Raw genomic sequence first — 18,863 nt, forward strand, 5'->3', positions numbered from 1 at the left:
CTCCCGTCGGCTGACAGGCTCCTTCCGCGCGCAACCGCTACGCGGAGCGGGGTCTCAGCAATTCGTCATACAATGCCATGTACCGTTCCGTTATCCTTTCCGGATTCTGCTCGGCAAACAGCGTCTCCCGCCTCGCTGCGATCGCCTCGGGGTCGTATTCGCCCCGTGCCATCATGATAACCGATTCGGCCAGCGCCTGCACGTCGCCCGGCTGAAAAACATATCCGGTTTTCCCGGACTCGATCAATTCCGCGCAGTTGCCCACGTCGGTGCAGGCCACGGGCAGTCCCGAGGCCATGTATTCCAGGACCGCGCTGGGCTGGCTCTCGAAGTCGGAGCAGAGCACCGCGCCGTCCATGGCCCGCAGGATACGCGGCACGTCGGTACGCGACCCCCAGAACACGACCGCGTCCTCCAGCCCCCGGTCGGCGACCAGACTCTTGACCTCCCCGGTGCCGACCCCGTCGCCCACCAGATGAACGATTGCGTTCGGCACGGCCTCCCGGACCAGGGGCAGGGCCTCGACCAGCAGGTCGAGCCGCTTGATGGGCCGGATGTTGGCTACGGCAACCACGGCATAGACCTCCGGCGGGATGCCCAGGGCCTCGCGGCACGCGGCCCGGTCCTCCCGCCCGGCCGCGCGGAACCGTTCCGGGTCGATGGCGTTGGGAACGACCTGGACGCGGGCCGGGTCGGCCCCCTCCTTGTCCGCAGTGGCCTTGGCCACCAGGCTGGAGTTGGCCATGAACAAACGGGGTATCCGGTTGACCTGGCGCATGAAAAGCCTCGGCCCCCACCCTTCCCATCGATGGTCGCCGCGCCTGGACGTGGTGATCGCCCTGACGCCCGCAAGGCGGGCGGCCATCACACCGATGTAGGAGGAATCCCGCAGATAGGCGTGGACCACCGAAGGCCGCTGCTCCCTGAACCAGCGGACCAGCCGGACGAACCCCCGCCAGCCGTCCAATGTCTTCAGTGTCCGGGTAGCGGGACAGAACGTGGGGCAGCCGTCAAAGGCCTCGAACCAGGGAGAGGATGAGAGTGCACAGAGAATCGGCTCATACCGCGTCCGGTCCAGGGCGAGAATCAGGTCCACCAACTGTTTTTCCGTTCCGGAATACGGGTTGGGAATCATGTCCGCGACAAATATGATTTTCTCAGCCATGAAAAAGCCCTTTGCGATTCTTGGGATTACCCACCCGGTCGCCGACAAACAGCTCCCTTAAAAAGCCCATTCCCAGCCCGAAGTGCACGACGAAAAAAATGGCGGGCAGATAAAGTCCGTAACGCCAGCCGGCCCCGAGGCAGCAGGCCACGGTCTGGATCGCGACCAGCGCGGCGTAGAGCCCGAACCCCGCGCCCGCGGGCCACAGCGTCCAGGCGGGCAGCAGGCCGGTCAGGACGGCCAGAGCCAGGCCGCAGGCGGCCAGGACCGCCACGGCGAACACGGGCGGGACCAGCGTGTTCGGGGACAGCGTCTCCGGGTGCTTGCGCCACAGGCGGCAACGCCCCTCGCCGTAGCGGCGCATCTGCCGGTACAGACCGCCGAGGCTGTCGCGGGGATAATAGAGCACCGTAAGTTCGGGGCTCATGTAGGCCGTGAGTCCCGCCTTTTCCACGCGGTAATTGAACTCCACGTCCTCACAGGCGTCGAACCGCTCGTCCACGTATCCGACCGTGTCGAAGACCTCCTTGCGGTACATGGCCCCGTTGCTGACCGGGCTGACGAACCCGGCGTGGTCGGAATAGATCAGCGAGTCCCCGCCGTGGCCTATGCGCGCGGCCCGGGCCAGTGCCACGGCCCGCTGAAAAACGGTGATGCCATCCGGGGCCAGGGGCTGGGCCCGCCCCAAAGCGTCGGCCCCGCTCTTCTCGAAGGCGGCGGCGATGTCGCGCAGCAGGGTCGCGGACGGGATGGCGCAATGCCCGTCGATGACCACAAAGTAATCCCCGCGCCCGTTTTTGAAGCCCACGTTGCGGCCCGAGCTGGAGCGCCTGCCGGGGTTGTCCAGGAGCCTGACCATGGAGTGGCGGGCGGCGACTTCCAGGACGGCGTCGCGGGTTCGGTCCGTGGACCCTCCGTCGCAGACCAGAATCTCGAAGGACGTCTCTGGGTAATCCTGGCGGACCAGCTGGGCCAGGGTCCCACCGATGAAGCGCTCTTCGTTGTGGACCGGGATGACGACCGTGATGAAGGGCGGAGCATGCATGACTACCGGTCCGCGCTCTTCCCGTTGACCAGGGAGCCGTACAACTCCCGGTACAGTTCGGCCTGGCGGGGATAGGTGAATTCTCCGGCGACCATGTCCCTCCCGGCGCGCCCCATCCGCCGGCGCAGCTCCCTGTCCCGGCTCAGGGACAGGATGTGTTCGGCCAGCCCGGCCACGTCGTCCGTCTCGACCAGAAAACCGTTCTCCGCGTCGCGGACCAGTTCCGGCGTGCCGCCCACGGCCGTGGCCACCACGGGCGTGGCGCAGGCGAACGCCTCCAGGACCACGTTGGGCAGCCCTTCGGTCAGCGACGGCAGGGTGAAAATGTCGGTGGCCTCCATGACCGGGGCCATGTCCGGCCAGAATCCCGGCAGCAGGAACCGGTCTTCCAGCCCGGCCTTGCGGCAGTCGGCCTCGAGTTCCCCGCGCAAGACGCCTTCGCCGAAGACCGCGAAATACACGTTGTCCGCCTGCGGCGCGATCCGCTCCGCCGCCCGGAGCAGCATCCGCTGGTTCTTCTCCGGGCTGAGCCTGCCCGCGGTGGCCACCAGCACGGCGTCGGCCGGAATGCCCAGACGCGACCGCACGTCGTTTTGCCCCGCTCCTCGCCAGTTGCCGACGTCAATGCAGTTGTGGATCACGGACACCTTGTCGGCCCGCACCCCGCAGGCCAGGATCTTGCGCCGCTGCCCTTCGGACACGGCGACCACGTGGTCCGCGAGATGCAGGAAGACCTTGTCCAGGAACTCGAAGAAGCGGATCTTGCGGCTCTCCATGGTCCACCCCCGGGAAACGGCGATGGTCGGGATGCCCAGCCGCCAGCAGGCCAGCCTGCCGAAGATGTTGCCCTTGTGCCCGTGGGTGACCAGGATGTCGGCCCCGACCGCGCGCAGCATGCCGATGATCCGGGTGATGTTCTTCAGGCTGAACGGGGACATGACCGGCAGGGTCAGGCAGGTGAGCCCCTGCTCCTCGGCTTTCAGGCGCAGGTCGTTCGGTCGGCCCGGCTCCTCGTAGCAGACCAGGATCATCTCGTAGGCGTCGCCGTCCATGCGCTTGAAATGCTCGAGAATCTGCCGCTCGGGCCCGCCCAGGAAGTTCGAGTCCCGCAGATGGACGATGGTCACCTTATCCGGCACGGCCACGCTCCGTCGCGGCGGTCCAGGCCGCGTCCAGGGTTTGCGCGATGGCGTCCCAGCCGTAGGATTCGAGGACCCTTTTCCGGCCCGCGTCGGCCAGGCCGCCGTATGCCCCGCCGTCCCCGAGCACGTCCGTCACGGCCCGGGCAAAGGCCTGGGGATCGTCCCGGAGCAGGAGGTGCTTCCCGTCGTCCAGGTCCAGCCCCTCGGCGCCCACGCTGGTGGAGACCACCACCTTGGCCATGGACAGGGCTTCCAGGATCTTCAGGCGCGAACCGCCGCCGATGCGCAGCGGAACCACGTAGACCGAGGCCGCGTCGATGTATCCCCTGACGTCGTCCACGGTGCCGGTGACCACCACGCCCGGGACCCGCTCCCACTGGGCCTTGAGCCGATCCGGCGGGCGTCGGCCCACCACGTGGAAGCGGACGTCGGGCACCCGCTCCCGGACCAGGGGGAAGATTTCATCCACGAAATGGGAGACCGCGTCCTGGTTGGGCCGCCAATCCATGGACCCGGTAAAGACCAGGTTGCCGGGCTCGGGTCCCTTGCCGCCCGGCGTGAAAAAGGTTTCGTCCACCCCGTTGGGAACCACGGAGACCCGCTCCGGCGGGGTGCATCGCCGAAAAAAGTCCGCGTCGTTCTCGGACACGCAGACCACCTGGTCGTACAGCCCGGCCACGGCCCGCTCGTAGGCGGCCATCTTCTTCCACTGGGGGTATATGTAGGCCTTTTTCAGGGGGTTGCGTTCGGTTTCGAAATAGCGGCCCCAGATGTGGGACTCGACGTTGTGGGTGGACAGGACCGAAGGGAACCGGCCCAGCAGGGAGCGGATGTTTTCGGTGTACGGGGTCCACTCGCAGTGGACCAGGTCGATCCGTTCCCGGTCCGCGATCCCGGCGATGCGCCGGATCATCTCCGGCGAGTGGTGGCGCGAAACGAGGTAGGGCTTGGAAGAGGCGAGGTTCCCCAACAGCTCCAGATAGAATCGAATCCCGGACTTTCCGGTGAAGGCCTTGTCCACCGGGTGGCAGCGGATGTTGGGGCAGCCTGGAAGCTCCCGCTCCCCGCCGTGGTAGACGTAGTGGATCAGGTGCTTTTCCTGCATCCTGGACAGGAGATTGTATGTCCGCAGACGTTTGCCCGTATTGGGCGGGTAGGGAAAATCTTCATCGACGACAAGGACGTTCATCACGCATTCTCCATTGCCGACGCCCGATCGAGCGTCATTGCCGCCAGGACATCCTGTACCGGGGCGAATCGGTACTTGCCAAGTAATTTATGCAATTTCCCCCAGGTACGGCTCAGGTTGACATAATGCCTGAAGCGCGATTTGAGCCCGGCCCCGGAGATTCTCGGCTGCCCCGGATCGATCTCCCAGGGATGGAAATAGACCACGCCCGGCATGCCGTCGCCCTCGTTGATGCGGCGCAGGGCCCTGTCGATCATCGGGAACGGGAGCAGCCGGAAATAGCCCCCGCCGGAGAACGGCAGGTCCAGCTTCCTGCCCAGGAAGCGGAACGGGTAGGTGGTGATGGGAAATTCCTTGATGGTCCCCTTTTCGCGCTCGACAACGTAGGGAAAGCGCGGGGAGTGGGGGATGCCGTAGACGTCGTGATAGATGGGGAAGACGCTGGAATCGTAGGTGAACCCTTCATCGATCAGGATGTCGTAGGCCCACAGGGACTTGTGCGTCACCGAGTAGCTGGGCGCGCGGTAGCCGTGGACCGCCGTGCCGGCGATGTCCTCGAGCATGGACTTGGCCCGGTGGATGTCCTCCCTGAACGCCTCCTGCCCGATCTCGAAGACCAGTTGGTGGCCGTAGCCGTGGCAGGCGAGCTCGTGCCCGGCGTCCACGATCCTGCGGATGAGGGCCGGGTCCCGCTCGGCCACCCAGCCCAGCGAAAAAAACGTGCTCTTGACGCCGAATTCATCAAAGAGATCAAGCACCCTCCGGGTGTTGTCCCCGGCCCTGAACGGGTAGGAGTCCCAGTCCGCCGGGTCGATGACGTTCTTGAACGCGCCGACCTGGTAGTAGTCCTCCACGTCCACGGACATCGCGTTGACCAACTGTCCCCTGTCTTCCGGCATCGTCATTACCCTTTCAATACGGTTGTCCGGTCATGAGGCCCGTTTTGCCGCCAGCCCGGCGAACAGCCGCTTCATGCCGTCGGCCGTCTTCCTCACGTCGTAGCGCTCGATGGCGTGGCCTGGCATTCCCGGAAGACCTGGCCGAGGTCCTCCTCCAGGATTCGGCGCATGGCCCCGACAATCAATGAGCGTTTGGCGAATTGGCGTCATGCCCATATCTTCTTGTCAAAATCAGCTAGGCCGGACAACTCTGGAAAAGGACACTGCCGACACGCTACATCGGACAACGGAAACAGACACTTTTCCCCTTCTTCTCGGCTCCATCCCCTGTATTGTTGAAAATCGCTCTGGACTCCTTGTATATGGCGGAATTCCATATCTCGTTTATCGGCATTTTCCCAAATGAATTCCTCCCATTATTCGCGGTATGGCAACAGGGATACACCGTACCGTCCCACTGGACCGCAATGGAAGACCAAAGCCAATAACATGCCCGCTTCCGAATCTTTTTCAACCGAGCTCTCGACTTGACGACCTTCTCATCGGTGTCCCGCCGGCACCAGTCAGGCAAAACCGTAAAGAAATCAACACCCAGCTCCTCCGCCAACGCCATTGCCTGCGGGAGCTCCCGCTTGTTGAAGTCGGTTTTCACATACTGCCATTCGATAAGAGGCCAGCGGCTTTTTTTCTCACGCTTGATTCTGGCGAAATTAATGATGTTGCTCTTTACAATTTCAAAATTCCCACCCAGGCGAATTTGCCCATACGACTCCTGGGACATGCCGTCCACGGCAAGGATGAGTTTGGTCAGCCCCGCATCAATAAGTTGTTTCGACATAGCTTCATCTAAAAAATGACAGTTGGTGCTGATCATGCTGGATATGTTATTTTCGGTTAAATGCCGCACCATAGCGGGCAGGTGCTTCCTATTCATAAGTGGCTCGCCCCAAATATAGATGGCGGCCTCAAGTAGATACTCTTTGATCGGCTCCACTATCTCGACGAACTCATCCGCGGTCAGCACGCCGGTCCCGATCTCGGGATGCGCCCCGGTGCGGCACCCCTTGCATTTCAGGTTGCACATCGAGGCGGATTCGATCTTCAACATAAAAGGCAAGCCGCGGACCTGTTCCCTTTTCAAAGAGAAGTCCGCTAAGCATTTTAAAGCATTAATGCTTTTCTTTACAGTCAGAGATTTCAGGCTGGGTTTCAAGTGGCGTTGGACTTTGCCCAGAATACTGTAATTTTGATCTATAACTTTCACAAGCGTCCTCGCCTACGAATTGAAGAATGTTTTTCCAACATGTTGCGAACTTATAGGCAATTCGCAGAAATTACAATATCGCTTAAAAAATCTTTTACGCCTTATTCCCGTTCAATATCAATAAAACCCGGCTCAACGGCACAAAGAACGCCGTACCTCATACTGCATTTTCGGTGAACAGGAGTGCCCCACAATTGTGACAGAAAAGGCGATCTCCGCATGACACGCTCTTCCGGCATCCGGCCACAAGTTGTTTTAGATGATGCCGCCTAGCGAATACTCGCTGAAAACATGCGTCAAAAGCGGCTGCCAAACTGCATCATGCCGAAAATTAAACACCAACATCAAGCATGTTGTAACCGTCTGGACTCATCGTCTTCAAGTTTCATATTTATATATCTATGCATTATCCAGCTTCCAACTGCTGTAAGATAAACAACATACACCCAATTGTAACGTAGCATGTTGTGCCCTGTCAGACCGGCAACGAATAGAACCGCTATCGATTGTTTTATAGCCACCCCGGCCTTGGAGACAAAATCCACAATACGTGCTTCTCTCGTCAAATCAGGGTACTGGCTATACTCCCCAACCAGCTTCCGCCCCGCTGCCGCAATCCAATTGGATCTAAAATAGCAGATGGAAAAAAGTAGCACAAATGGGATAGTGCCTAACAAACCTGTATCGGACAACAGCTGTGCTACTAGATTATGGGCCTGAAGACCCTTTGCCGTATTCGACCAAGTGTATATCAAGTTGCCCGGACCGACTCCCAACAAGGGATATTGCCTCCACACCGCTATCCCCTGCTTGAACCCTTGTATCCGCCCTTCTGCGGCCTCATGTGCACTTTTGGCACTTGGCGCCACACTGGGATCTATCAGAGAGTAATAACGATTGTGGATTTCCGGGGGAAGAAAACTCCAGACAACGGAAAAAACCACCAGTGTGGTCACAATATACAAAAACTTCCTTTTGCTCTTCAAAAAGAGCAAACCCAAGAAGGCAACAAACTGAACAAATCCCCCACGAGACCCTGTTTCGAAAAGGCAAAGAAGGGAAATAGGTATATATGAATACAACCCATATCTGACTAGTTTAGATATAAAATTCGTTCTCAAGAGAAGCCACAACATAGGATATGACAAAACTATCGTTGTCGCAAACGAGTTTGACTGTCCATATGTATTGTCAAACCCTTTCATCCTCACCATTCCCATTGCATATTCAAACCTTCCGCCAAGGAATTCACGCAGCGACAGCAATACATAAAGGGCAGTAATGACCATGACCGCTTCAATTATTTTTATATACCCTCGCTCGTCATAGATGGAGAATAGCATCAGGATAAATACTATTGACTCTGTCGTGTATGAATATATCGTTGAGTATGAGTTATAGAAATCAATGCCAAACAATGAACAAATCCAAAGTGATATAAAATACATCAAGTATAGGACGACAACTGAATCCATTCTGATCTTTTTTCGTGTCGAAACAGCAAAAACGATGAGTAAAGTAATCAGATAGAATCTCTCCAAATGAAGATCACCAAGGATACCAAAATGTTCATATGGGCGAACAATGAGAAGGAAAAGACTTCCCATAAGTAAGTACAACATACGTTTCCCCGGATACGACACCTGGCATTTACAATTTATTCATCGCTTCTGTTCAATATGGCACAATTTTTATGACTACGCAGCAAAGCCATTCATACAAAACATACCGCATTGCTCGAAGTCATGCATTGATTTCCACACTCTCAAATCCAGCGGCGCTCGCCACTCGGCAACTTGCGTTTGCCTTCCGCTCCGACAATAATTTTTCAAGACAGGTAGATAAAACGCAGCCGACAAGACACGCCTACGAATATCGGCGGAAACTTATACGTATTCAATCGGGAAAAACAGGACGCGATTTCATAGTCCCCGCACCGGCGCAACGACACGGCAAACGCCCTTAAGAATCCTTGCCGCCTTGGAGCATAGCCGCTGGATAAACAACTTTTAGCTAACATATTTCAATTAATTATCCTGTCAACCGGAAATACCGGTTGTCCAAAACAACTCTCCCTCTTTCTGACTCACCGCTTGGCTGTTCCCCGGCCCGCAGCCTGAGCTTTGTTGGCCAGGGTTATCTTGAATCCCCCATGGTTTTCCTTAACCACCAGACAACGTTTGGTAATTTTTCCAGCGAGTATTGTCCCTGCCCCGAATGGCGTTCGGTAGTCAGCCTGAAAACGCCCGACAGGAAGCAGGCATAAGGAGAGAAGCCCGGATACAGGTAATCAACGCGAGCCCCTCGATCCTGAGCGACCCTTCGCCACGCCGAGCTCAGGTTAATCCCCAGCCATCAACGCCCCTGGCGTCCGGATCAGTATCTTGGCCAGCTCCAGGAACTGTCCCGTCCTCAGGCCGTACCGGCAACTCCGGAAGACGTGCCGGACCGCCGGGCGCATCCGTCCCTGTCTCCTGTTGTAGTAGGCAGCGAGCAGGTGCCTGGCGAGCAGCTTTTCGTCGATGGTCTTCGCGGCCTTGACCGTCAGCTTTTCATAGCGGCGGCATTCCTCGTACAGACGGATCTGGGTTTCGACCATGGACAGGGCGTGGGGCGCGGAATAATCGGTGAGACTCCCCTGGTGCCGGTAATACAGGACGGTCTTGCGCCCGTTGAAGGCGCACTTGAGACCGTAGTCGCGGAAGAGCCGGATGGCGAACATGAGATCCTCGCCCCAGCGGTAGGCCTCGTTGAAGAGGAGCCCGCCGATGCTGCTCTTCCGGAGGATGGTCGACTGCACGTGGATGAAGCACTCGCCGAGCAGGGCCTCGTAGAGATCGTCCATGACCTGGAAGAAGCCGTCCTCCACGGGCTCGGTCCGAAACCGGGAGATGGCTTTCCGGTTCGAAAACCAGTCGCCGACCACCTCCTTGGTCTCGTAGTCCACGATGTCGAAGTTGAAAAACGCGATGTCGAAATCGCGGCACCGCTCCAGAAACGACACCCCGCTCTCCAGATGGTCCGGCAGCCAGACGTCGTCCGCATCCAGAAACGCGACGTACTCCCCGGTGGCCCGTTTCAGGCAGGTGTTCCGCCCGCCGCCCGGCCCCTTTGCCCCGGCGTTGTCGAGCAGGACGATCTGCGGGTGGCGTTGCGCCAGCCGGGCCACCACCTCCCGCGTCCCGTCGGTCGAGCGGTCGTCGGCGACCAATATCTCGAGGTCGTAGCCCCCGGCCTGCGCCAGGATGCTGCCGATCGCCTCGGAGATCACCTTCTCGGCGTTGTACGCCGGTATGATTACGGATACTTTTACCGTCATGGAAAACGTCGCCCTCACGAAGGGAGCCATGCAATACCGGGGCGAGGCGGAACCCGCCCCCCTGGAGACTTACAAAACATCAAATATGTTAACGATATTCCGCTATACTGACAACAATAATCACCGGGTCCCCATCGGACGTACGCCGGACAAAAGCGGCGGCCGGGGGAGTGCACGCCCCGGCCGCCGCATGGATTCAACGGGTTTCGCCCGGCTCAGGACCAGATCTTCTCGGGCATGTAGGGGTGGGTGCCCTCGATGACCTCGATGCCGGATTTGGCCTGGATCTTGGTGATCACGTCGTCGGCGTGGGCGCAGTGGTCGGACAGGCACGGACCGATGTGAATCGTTGTGGGCTGCTCGTTCAAGGGCACGTTCCAGAGCTTGACCTGGGCCAGACGCTGGACAATGGACGCCCCCGGACAGCCGCCGCAATTGAGGATGCCCAGGACCTCGGCCTCCCGGTCCCGGTAGCGTTCGAACTGCCCCTCCCGCCGGTTGAAGGCAACCAGGCAGCGGGAACAGCCGATGCAGACGTCATCCATGGTATTGCGGCACCCGATGATGAGAATCTTTTCCATGCGAACCTCCTGTGGATAGTTGTTCCTCCTCACTGGTCCATTTGAACGCATGCGTCAATATTCATACTTTGCCGGGAATAAATACCGGCCGCAATAGTGCGAAAAGAGGTGACCACAAGGGCCAAAAAGGCGTATACGGGCGTGTCTGCCGGAGACCGATCCGGGTTTCGCGTCCGGGAACGGGGCGATCGGCCGCCGCGTTGGTGAGCGATCCTGCACACCTCGTCGGCACTTGTGCAACAACCGGCATAAATTTCACAACTTAGGTAATGATGAAAATATGTTGCACAAGGTTGAAAGGAGCCGCAAGTTGTGATGGACTGCCCGGCATGTCGGTGCTAGGTTGCATCCCCCGGCAAGATTGGAGGTCTTTACCATGTTCAGTTTATTCACCAACTATAAAAAAGCGGCCATGAAGTTCCTCTCCCAGCACCAGGTCGGCCAACGGCTCTTCTCCACTGGTGACGGCGGCCGCAAAATGCGCTTTCTACGCGAAAAGGGCTATGTGATCTCCGAGCGGGTCTCGGAGAACCGCTGGGTCCACGAAATCGTGAAAAAACCCTAACTCCGCCCAGTTCCGACGGACGGGACCGGCCCTTCGGCCGGACCCGCCACCCCCCCTTGCCCGTACCGCCGCGCCGGCGGCCGGACTCTCCTCCCTGAAATCGGGAGTCCTCTCCCCGCGACCTGTCCCAAAACCGCGCTTCCATATTTTTCCATGCCGATATCGCGCATGAGAATCCCCTCGCAAACCCTATACCGTCCCTGGCCTTGCCCCCTGTCCTGAGAATGATTTTCAAAAAACCTACTCAGGCAGTTCCTATTCTATTTCGAAACGTTGTGTTGATTTTAAGAACAATTCCCACATCAAACTTTCTGCTTGACGGATACATGACATCTAACATACCGGGCAGGTAGGTATTAAAACCTCGTTGTTGAGTAGGTATTTTAACCCACTCAGCCGGGAGGAGTTTGAGACCGGATTTTCGCGCGGCGCGCAAAGCCGCGCATGGGGGGCCGGAGGTGCCCGGAAACGGGACCAGGGGAACGGGCCGACGAGGCCGGTTCATTGCCATCAACGCTTTTGAGAAAGGGATCGACACATGGCAAACGGTAAACGGATACTGCGATTGACTGCCATCGTGATCGCGCTGGCCGGCGTGCTCGGCTTCCAGTTGGAAGCCATGGGCATGTTCGACGCGGCGAGCGAGACCGCCGGGCGACCGGACGTGATCATGATCGACACCATCGCCAAGCTGGAGTCACTTGAACAACCCGCGGCCGTGTTTAGGCACGACCTGCACACCAAGGCCCTGAAAGACCAGGGCATGAGTTGCGAATCCTGCCACAAGAAGGATGCCGAGGGGAGCATGACCCTGGCCTTCGACCGGCTGGAGGACGGGGCCCGGGCGAACATGTCCGCGTCCGAACTCAAGGACATGTACCACAACGGCTGCATCTCCTGCCACGTCAAGAGCGAGGAGAAGGGCTTCAAGACCGGTCCCAAGGCCGGCGAATGCCGCAGCTGTCACCAGGAGCGGCCCGAGGCCGCCGACCGGGTCCCGGCGGGCATGGACAACATGCTCCACTTCGTCCACTGGGATTCCAAGGTCATCCCGGCCGACGCGGGCAAGGACACCAACTGTGGCGCCTGCCACAAGAAGGCGGGCGAAGAGGACAGCTGGCGGTACTCCGAAGCGGCCAAGACCGAGCCCCTCAAGGACGTCTTTCACAGCCAGTGCGTGACCTGCCATGAGAGTATGATCGAAAAGAAGGCCGACCGCTCCGGCCCGGTGCAGTGCGCCGGCTGCCACGGCGAGAAGGAAACCGCCGAGCGCGCGGTGGAGTTGGCCAAGAACCTCAAGGCCATGGGCGGCACCCTGCCGCGCCTGCCGCGCAAGCAGCCCGACGCCGCGCTGATGTTCCACGGCGAGCCCGGCGAGATCGGGACCATCGTGGCCTTTGACCACAAGTCCCACGAAGCGGTCACCGACAGCTGTCTGACCTGCCACGTGGACGGCGTGAACGCGCCGCTGAACAAGAGCTACGTGGCCATGCACGACGCCTCCGTCGACACCTCCTGCGTGGGCTGCCACATCAAGGAACAGGCCAAGCCCGAATGCGCGGGCTGCCACGCGGCCCGGTCCACGGTCAAGCAGCCCTCGGACGCCACCTGCGGCGTCTGCCACACCAAGGTCGGCGACGATCTCAAGCCCGCCCTGACCGCCGAGGCTCCCAAGGAGATGAAGCAGGCCATCGCCCAGCGGTTCGTCGACGCCCGCGCGGACAAGCGGCCCGAGGCCGTCGCCATCGACGACATCCCGGACGTGGTCACCATCGGAACCATCTCCGACAAGTACCAGCCGAGCAAGATGCCGCATCGCAAGATCGTGCTCAAGCTCATGGAAGGCATGAAGGACGACCCGCTGGCCACGGCCTTCCACTCCGCGCCCAAGGCCATCTGCTCCGGCTGCCACCACAACAGCCCGGCCTACGCCACGCCCAAGTGCAGCAGCTGCCACACCCAGACGGACGGCAACCGGCCGAGCCTCAAGGCCGCCTATCACGGGCAGTGCATGGATTGTCACAAGCAAATGAAGCTCGAAAAGCCCGCCTCCACCAATTGCGTCGCGTGCCACGAGAAGAAAACCAACTAGCCGAAGGAGCCTATGATGTTACGCAGAACCTTCCTCGGATTGTTGGGTGCCGCGGGCGCGAGCGCAGCGCTGGTCAAGCCGACCCAGGCCGGAAACAAGCACTTCGGCCCGCACCCCGACACCCACGGCGTGCTCTTTGACGCCACCCGCTGTATCGGCTGCCGCCAGTGCGAGCAGGCCTGCAACGAGGTCAACGAGCTGCCCGCACCCGATAAACCCCTCGACGATCTGACCGTGCTCGACACCGAGCGCCGGACCGACGAGAAGACCTATACCGTGGTCAACAAGTACCAGACCGCCCTGGGCCCGGTCTTCCGCAAGATGCAGTGCAACCACTGCCTGGAACCGGCCTGCGCCTCGGCCTGCTTCGTGCGGGCCTTCAAAAAGCAGCCCAACGGCGCCGTGACCTACGACGCCTCGGTCTGCGTGGGCTGCCGCTACTGCATGGTGGCCTGCCCGTTCTCGATCCCGGCCTACGAATACGACGAACCGCTGACCCCTCGGGTGCGCAAGTGCACCATGTGCTACCCCCGCCTGATGGAGGGCAAGCTCCCCGGCTGCGTGGAGCGGTGTCCCAAGGAGGCGCTGGTCTTCGGCAAGCGCGACGAGCTGATCCGGATCGCCCGCGAGCGCATCGCCCAGTACCCGGACAAGTACGTGGACCACGTCTACGGCGAGCACGAGATGGGCGGCACCAGCTGGATGTACCTGTCCGGCGTGCCCTTTACCGAGATCGGCATGCGCGAGGACCTGGGCACCGCATCGGCCCCCGAGCTGACCGCCGGTCCCCTGGCCGCCGTGCCCATGGTCGTCGGCCTGTGGCCCGTGCTGCTGGGCGGCATCTACGCCGTGAGCAAACGCAACGCCAAGGTCGCCAACGACGAGCGCGTCAAGGCGGTCAAGGACGCCCTGAAACGGGCGGGCGAAGAGGCCGAGAAGAAGCTTCACGAGGAGCTTGGCAAGGCCGAGCAGGCCAGCCAGCGGCGCATCGAGGTCGAGGTCAAGAAGGCCGTCGAAGAGGCGCTCGCTCCCAAGGAAGAGGACGCCGGAAGCAACGAGGAGGAGTCCTAGATGTCTGTCGAAACCACTGCGGTGGCGAAGAAATCCCTCTTCACCCCGTTCAATCTTATCGCAACGGTCATTCTCATCGCCGGGCTGGTGGTCACGGTGATGCGCTTCACCGGCGGCCTGGGCGCCGTCACCAACCTTGACCAGAACAACCCGTGGGGCATCTGGATCGGCTTCGACCTGCTCTGCGGCGTCGCGCTGGCCGCGGGCGGGTACACCACCTCCGCCGCCTGCTACCTCTTCGGACTGAAAAAATACCACGCCGGGGTCCGCCCGGCCATCCTGACCGCCTTCCTGGGCTATGCCCTGGTGGTCTTCGCCCTGGGCTACGACGTCGGCCGCCCCTGGCGGCTGCCCTACCCCATCTTCGTCCAGCAGGGCACCACGTCCCTGCTCTTCGAGGTGGGCCTGTGCGTCATGCTCTACCTGACCGTGCTGTTCATCGAATTCACGCCCGCCCTGTTCGAGTGGCTGGGCATGAGGAAGATCCGCAACATCGTGGTCAAGATGACCCTGGCCCTGACCATCCTGGGCGTGGTCCTGTCCACGCTGCACCAGTCTTCCCTGGGCGCGCTGTTCACCATCGCCCCCTCGAAGCTGCACCCGCTGTGGTATTCCCAGTACCTCCCGGTGTTCTTCTTCGTGTCGAGCATCTGCGCGGGCATGTCCATGGTCATCTTCGAGGGCACCCTCTCCCACAAGCCCATGCACCACTTGATGGACAAGGAGTACCTGGACAACCACGACGGCCTGATCCTGGGTTTCGGCAAGGCCGCTTCCCTCGTGCTGTTCGGGTACTTCGCCATCAAGCTCATCGGCTTGGCCTACGACAACAACTGGCACTACCTGACCACCGGCTTCGGCGCGTGGTACCTTGTCGAGATGCTCGGTTTCGTGGCCCTGCCGTCCTTCCTGTACGCCGTGGGCGTGCGGGACAGGAATCTGACCGTGATCCGATGGGCCGCCGGACTGACCGTGCTCGGCATCGTCGTCAACCGGTTCAACATCTCCCTGGTCGCCTTCAACTACCAGCTCCCGGCCGCGCAGCGGTACTTCCCGAGCTGGGGCGAGATCACCATCTCGCTGTTCGTGGTGACCCTCGGCGTGGTGGTCTTCCGGTTCATCTCCACCAGGATGCCCATTTTCTACGAGCATCCCGACTACAAGGGCGAACACTAGGAGGTTGCCATGGAATTCTACACGCTCCAAGACTATTACACGTTCACCAAGGGAACCATATACCTGATCATGGGCGGCATCCTCGTGGCGGCGACCCTGTACTGGCGCTTCCTGATGGGCGGCAACAAAAAGGACGACTAGCCGCTAAGGCCATCGTTTTCAATTTAACGATACGACAATCAAGGAGAAGCGGAAATGTACGATTTCCTGACCGGGCCCATGCTCTGGCTGACGTTCGCCGTCAGTTTCGGCGGCCTGCTCGTTCGCGCCGTGATGTATGTCAAGGGCCTCAGCTGGCAGCTCGACCGCGTGGCGTACCGTCCCCATATGAAATACGGCATCAGGGGGGGCGTGCGCTCCATCCTGGCCTTCATCATCCCGTTCAAGGCCCGGCTGTGGCGGACCCGCCCCGGCTTCACCCTCATCTTCTTCGCCTTCCACATCGGGCTGCTGGTCACCCCGGTCTTCCTGGAAGCGCACAACGTGATGCTCCAAAACGCCCTGGGCTTCAGTCTGCCCGCCCTGCCCACCGGGGTGGCCGACGGACTGGCCTGGGTCTGCCTGGTGGGCGGCCTGTTCCTGCTGCTGCGGCGCATCGCCTTCCCCGAGGTGCGGATCATCACCACCTTCTACGACTACCTGCTGCTGGTCATCTCGGTGCTCCCTTTCGTCACCGGCCTGATCGCCCGGTACGAGATGGGGGACTACAACTTCTGGCTGGCCGCCCACATCCTGAGCGGCGAAATCTGGCTCCTGGCCCTGCCCTTCACCAAGCTCAGCCACGTGTTGCTGTTCTTCATGTCCCGCATGCAGCTGGGCATGGACTACGGCATCAAGCGCGGCGGCATGAAGGGCACGGACATGGCCTGGTAACCGGGCTTTAGCCACACACAACGGAGAACCGAAATGCCTGAAGGTAAATTCTGCAATAAGACGCCGATCACCACCGACGAACAGCTCAAAGCGACCCTCGGTGACAAGGGCGGCAAGCAATACTACGAAGAGATGAACCATCTGGACGTGGACTCGGACAAGCTCTGGGCCTCCATCCAGAAGACCATGAAGTCCCGGACCAAGACCTGGCTCGAGATCTGCGCCCACTGCGGCCTGTGCGCCGAGTCCTGCTTCCTGTACCAGGTCAACGGCCGGGTGCCCGAACAGGTCCCGTCCTACAAGATCCAGTCCACCCTCGGGGTGATGGTCAAGAAGAAGGGCAAGGTGGACAACGAGTTCATGCAGATGTGCATGGAGACCGCCTGGTCCAAGTGCACCTGCTGCAACCGGTGCGGCATGTACTGTCCCCACGGCATCGACATGGGCGTGATGTTCAGCTACCTGCGCGGCCTGCTCTACTCCCAGGGCTTCGTGCCGTGGGAGCTCAAGATCGGCTCCGGCATGCACCGCGTGTACCGCGCCCAGATGGACGTGACCACCGAGGACTGGGTCGAGACCTGCGAGTGGATGGCCGAGGAGAACGAGGAGGACTGGCCCGGCCTGGAGATTCCCGTGGACAAGGAAGGCGCGGACATCATGTACACCTGCAACGCCCGCGAGCCCAAGCACTACCCCGAGGACATCGCCGAGGCGGCCATCCTCTTCCACGTGGCGGGCGAGAACTGGACCGTGCCCTCCGAGGGCTGGGAGCAGACCTCCCTGTCCATGTTCGCCGGCGACTGGGAATGCTGCAAGGACAACGTCCTGAACGTCTACGCCGCGCTGGAGCGCCTCAAGCCCAAACGGGCCATCGGCACCGAATGCGGCCACGCGCACCGCGCGACGGTCATCGAAGGTCCCTACTGGGCGGGCCGCCCCGACGGGCAGCCGCCGGTCCCCTACATCCACTACGTGGAATGGCTGGCCGAGGCCCTGCGCGAAGGCAAGCTCAAGATCGACCCGGCCAAGCGGATCAAGGAGCCGGTCACCCTGCAGGACTCCTGCAACTACGTGCGCAACCAGGGGCTCAAGGACGTCACCCGCGAGATCATCAGCTACATCGTGGAGCCCGGGTACTTCGTGGAGATGGCCCCGAACAAGGAGCACAACTACTGCTGCGGCGGCGGTGGCGGATTCAACGGCATCGGCAAGTACCGCGAGCAGCGCAACGTGGCCCTGCGCAAGAAGCGCGACCAGATCCTGGACACCGGCTGCAAGCTGGTCATCGCGCCCTGCCACAACTGCTGGGACGCCATCCGCGACCTGGAGGAAGAGTACGAGATCGGCATCCGCTGGTCCTTCCTCAAGCCGCTGGTCATCGGCATGCTCGACGTGCCCAAGCACCTGCTGCCCCCCGAGGAATAAACCGGAGACCGTGTAACCAAAGGACGAGGTGATCTATGTTCAAGAAGATTCTACTGGCGACCAGCGGTGCTCCGTCCACCTTCGGCGCCGCGCGGGTGGCCTTCGACATGGCCAAACGCTACGGGGCCGAGGTGGTGGTGTTCAACGTCATGGGCGTGCCCACCAAGGCCTTTTCCCAGCTGGTCAACGACGTGCGCACCGGCGAGGAGATCGAGGTCGACGACGAATACCGCGCCTGGGTCGAGGAGGAGCTCAAGTCCACCTTCGAGAAGCAGATCGAATCGGTGGAGTACGCCAAGATCGTGACCACCACGGGCGTGCCCAGCCGCGAGATTCTGCGCGCCGCCCGGGCCGAGGACGCCGACCTGATCGTCATGGGCGCGAGCTCCGGCGATTCGAGCGCCTACCGCAAGGGCTACCCCGGCTCCACCCTGCAGCGCGTGGCCAAGGCCGCCCGCTGCCCGGTCATGACCGTGCACCGCGAGACCGCCTCCTACTGGGGCGGGTTCGGCAACATCGTCTTCGCCACCGACTTCTCCAAGCAGGCCGAGAACGCCTTCAAGTTCGCCCTCAACTCGGCAAAGGAACTGGGCTGCGACCTGACCCTGTTCCATGCCCTGGACATCAGCGGCAAGGTCCTGGACCAGAACGCCATCGAGGACAAGCTCATCGAGGCCAGGACCCGCATCCGCGAGACCTACGGGCCGCTCATGGGCGACTTCAAGGACTTCGACATCGAGGTCTGGGAAGGCGTGCCCTACGTGGAGGTAGTCAAGATCGCCCGCGAGCGCAGCGCCGACCTCATCGTCCTGGCGCACCACTCCCGGGAGCTCGATCCGGAGCTGGCGTCCCTCGGGTCCACCCTGGAGCAGGTCATCCTGCGCGCCGGGTGCCCGGTGGTCAGCGTGAGCAAACCGGACAAGGTCTAGAAAAGCAGAGCGGCGCGCCCGGCGGGTGCCGGGCGCGCCTTGAAAAATATAAATGCCGCAGCCGGCCTTGGCGGGAGCGACTGCGGCAAATCAAGAATCAAACGCATTGATTCGTGAGTACCAGGAGG

Annotated in this window: 17 protein-coding genes; 8 read left to right on the forward strand and 9 right to left on the reverse strand. The window is 60.9% G+C overall.

Going from position 1 to position 18,863, the window contains the following annotated elements:
* Positions 1-37: 37 nt before the first annotated feature.
* The 9 genes from BerOc1_RS05395 to BerOc1_RS05435 all read right to left on the reverse strand — a co-directional run bounded on the left by BerOc1_RS05395 (position 38) and on the right by BerOc1_RS05435 (position 10,604).
* On the reverse strand, positions 38-1,165 hold the full coding sequence (locus BerOc1_RS05395) for a glycosyltransferase (RefSeq protein ID WP_071544718.1): 1,128 nt from the start codon (positions 1,163-1,165) through the stop codon (positions 38-40).
* Positions 1,158-2,210, reverse strand: a complete 1,053-nt coding sequence (locus BerOc1_RS05400; RefSeq protein ID WP_071544719.1) for a glycosyltransferase family 2 protein — start codon at positions 2,208-2,210, stop codon at positions 1,158-1,160. The genes BerOc1_RS05395 and BerOc1_RS05400 overlap by 8 nt, the downstream gene beginning before the upstream one ends.
* Before the next feature lie 2 nt (positions 2,211-2,212).
* The gene (locus BerOc1_RS05405; protein WP_129586490.1) at positions 2,213-3,349 is read right to left on the reverse strand and encodes a glycosyltransferase family 4 protein; all 1,137 of its coding nucleotides are present in this window, start codon (positions 3,347-3,349) and stop codon (positions 2,213-2,215) included.
* Complete coding sequence (locus BerOc1_RS05410) at positions 3,339-4,541, reverse strand: glycosyltransferase family 4 protein (protein WP_071544721.1); 1,203 nt, start codon at positions 4,539-4,541, stop codon at positions 3,339-3,341. Before BerOc1_RS05410 ends, BerOc1_RS05405 begins: the two co-directional genes overlap by 11 nt.
* Positions 4,541-5,446 carry an XrtA system polysaccharide deacetylase gene (locus tag BerOc1_RS05415; protein WP_207503294.1) on the reverse strand — a complete coding sequence of 302 codons (906 nt, stop codon included), beginning with the start codon at positions 5,444-5,446 and terminating at the stop codon, positions 4,541-4,543. The genes BerOc1_RS05410 and BerOc1_RS05415 overlap by 1 nt, the downstream gene beginning before the upstream one ends.
* 268 nt (positions 5,447-5,714) lie before the next feature.
* Complete coding sequence (locus tag BerOc1_RS05420; RefSeq protein WP_129586491.1) at positions 5,715-6,704, reverse strand: radical SAM/SPASM domain-containing protein; 990 nt, start codon at positions 6,702-6,704, stop codon at positions 5,715-5,717.
* Between the two features lie 344 nt (positions 6,705-7,048).
* Positions 7,049-8,326 (reverse strand): O-antigen ligase family protein, encoded by a 1,278-nt coding sequence (locus tag BerOc1_RS05425; protein WP_071544723.1) that lies wholly within the window; start codon positions 8,324-8,326, stop codon positions 7,049-7,051.
* A 719-nt stretch (positions 8,327-9,045) separates the two neighbouring features.
* Positions 9,046-10,023, reverse strand: a complete 978-nt coding sequence (locus BerOc1_RS05430) for a glycosyltransferase family 2 protein (RefSeq protein ID WP_071544724.1) — start codon at positions 10,021-10,023, stop codon at positions 9,046-9,048.
* Positions 10,024-10,238: 215 nt separating this feature from the next.
* Positions 10,239-10,604 carry a CGGC domain-containing protein gene (locus tag BerOc1_RS05435; protein WP_071544725.1) on the reverse strand — a complete coding sequence of 122 codons (366 nt, stop codon included), beginning with the start codon at positions 10,602-10,604 and terminating at the stop codon, positions 10,239-10,241.
* A gap of 376 nt (positions 10,605-10,980) precedes the next feature.
* Here BerOc1_RS05435 and BerOc1_RS05440 point away from each other — a divergent pair, with 376 nt between their 5' ends.
* The 8 genes from BerOc1_RS05440 to BerOc1_RS05475 all read left to right on the forward strand — a co-directional run bounded on the left by BerOc1_RS05440 (position 10,981) and on the right by BerOc1_RS05475 (position 18,735).
* On the forward strand, positions 10,981-11,169 hold the full coding sequence (locus BerOc1_RS05440; RefSeq protein WP_071544726.1) for a hypothetical protein: 189 nt from the start codon (positions 10,981-10,983) through the stop codon (positions 11,167-11,169).
* Between the two features lie 538 nt (positions 11,170-11,707).
* Positions 11,708-13,261: a sulfate respiration complex hexadecaheme cytochrome HmcA gene (hmcA, locus tag BerOc1_RS05445; protein ID WP_071544727.1), complete on the forward strand. Its 1,554-nt coding sequence runs from the start codon at positions 11,708-11,710 to the stop codon at positions 13,259-13,261.
* Between the two features lie 15 nt (positions 13,262-13,276).
* A complete protein-coding gene (gene hmcB, locus BerOc1_RS05450) occupies positions 13,277-14,332 on the forward strand; it encodes a sulfate respiration complex iron-sulfur protein HmcB (protein ID WP_071544728.1) in 1,056 nt (351 codons plus the stop codon).
* Positions 14,333-15,508, forward strand: coding sequence for a sulfate respiration complex protein HmcC (hmcC, locus tag BerOc1_RS05455; protein WP_071544729.1), 1,176 nt, complete (start codon positions 14,333-14,335; stop codon positions 15,506-15,508). It begins immediately after the preceding gene.
* 9 nt (positions 15,509-15,517) lie between these two features.
* Positions 15,518-15,649, forward strand: coding sequence for a sulfate respiration complex protein HmcD (gene hmcD, locus BerOc1_RS05460; RefSeq protein ID WP_071544730.1), 132 nt, complete (start codon positions 15,518-15,520; stop codon positions 15,647-15,649).
* 54 nt (positions 15,650-15,703) lie between these two features.
* Positions 15,704-16,381 (forward strand): sulfate respiration complex protein HmcE, encoded by a 678-nt coding sequence (hmcE, locus tag BerOc1_RS05465; RefSeq protein ID WP_071544731.1) that lies wholly within the window; start codon positions 15,704-15,706, stop codon positions 16,379-16,381.
* A 33-nt stretch (positions 16,382-16,414) separates the two neighbouring features.
* Positions 16,415-17,806, forward strand: coding sequence for a sulfate respiration complex iron-sulfur protein HmcF (gene hmcF / locus BerOc1_RS05470; protein ID WP_071544732.1), 1,392 nt, complete (start codon positions 16,415-16,417; stop codon positions 17,804-17,806).
* A gap of 35 nt (positions 17,807-17,841) precedes the next feature.
* Entirely contained in the window at positions 17,842-18,735 is an 894-nt protein-coding gene (locus BerOc1_RS05475) for a universal stress protein (protein ID WP_071544733.1), read from the forward strand.
* Positions 18,736-18,863: the final 128 nt, after the last annotated feature.

Source organism: Pseudodesulfovibrio hydrargyri (assembly GCF_001874525.1).
In the GTDB taxonomy this organism is placed as follows: Bacteria; Desulfobacterota; Desulfovibrionia; order Desulfovibrionales; family Desulfovibrionaceae; genus Pseudodesulfovibrio; species Pseudodesulfovibrio hydrargyri.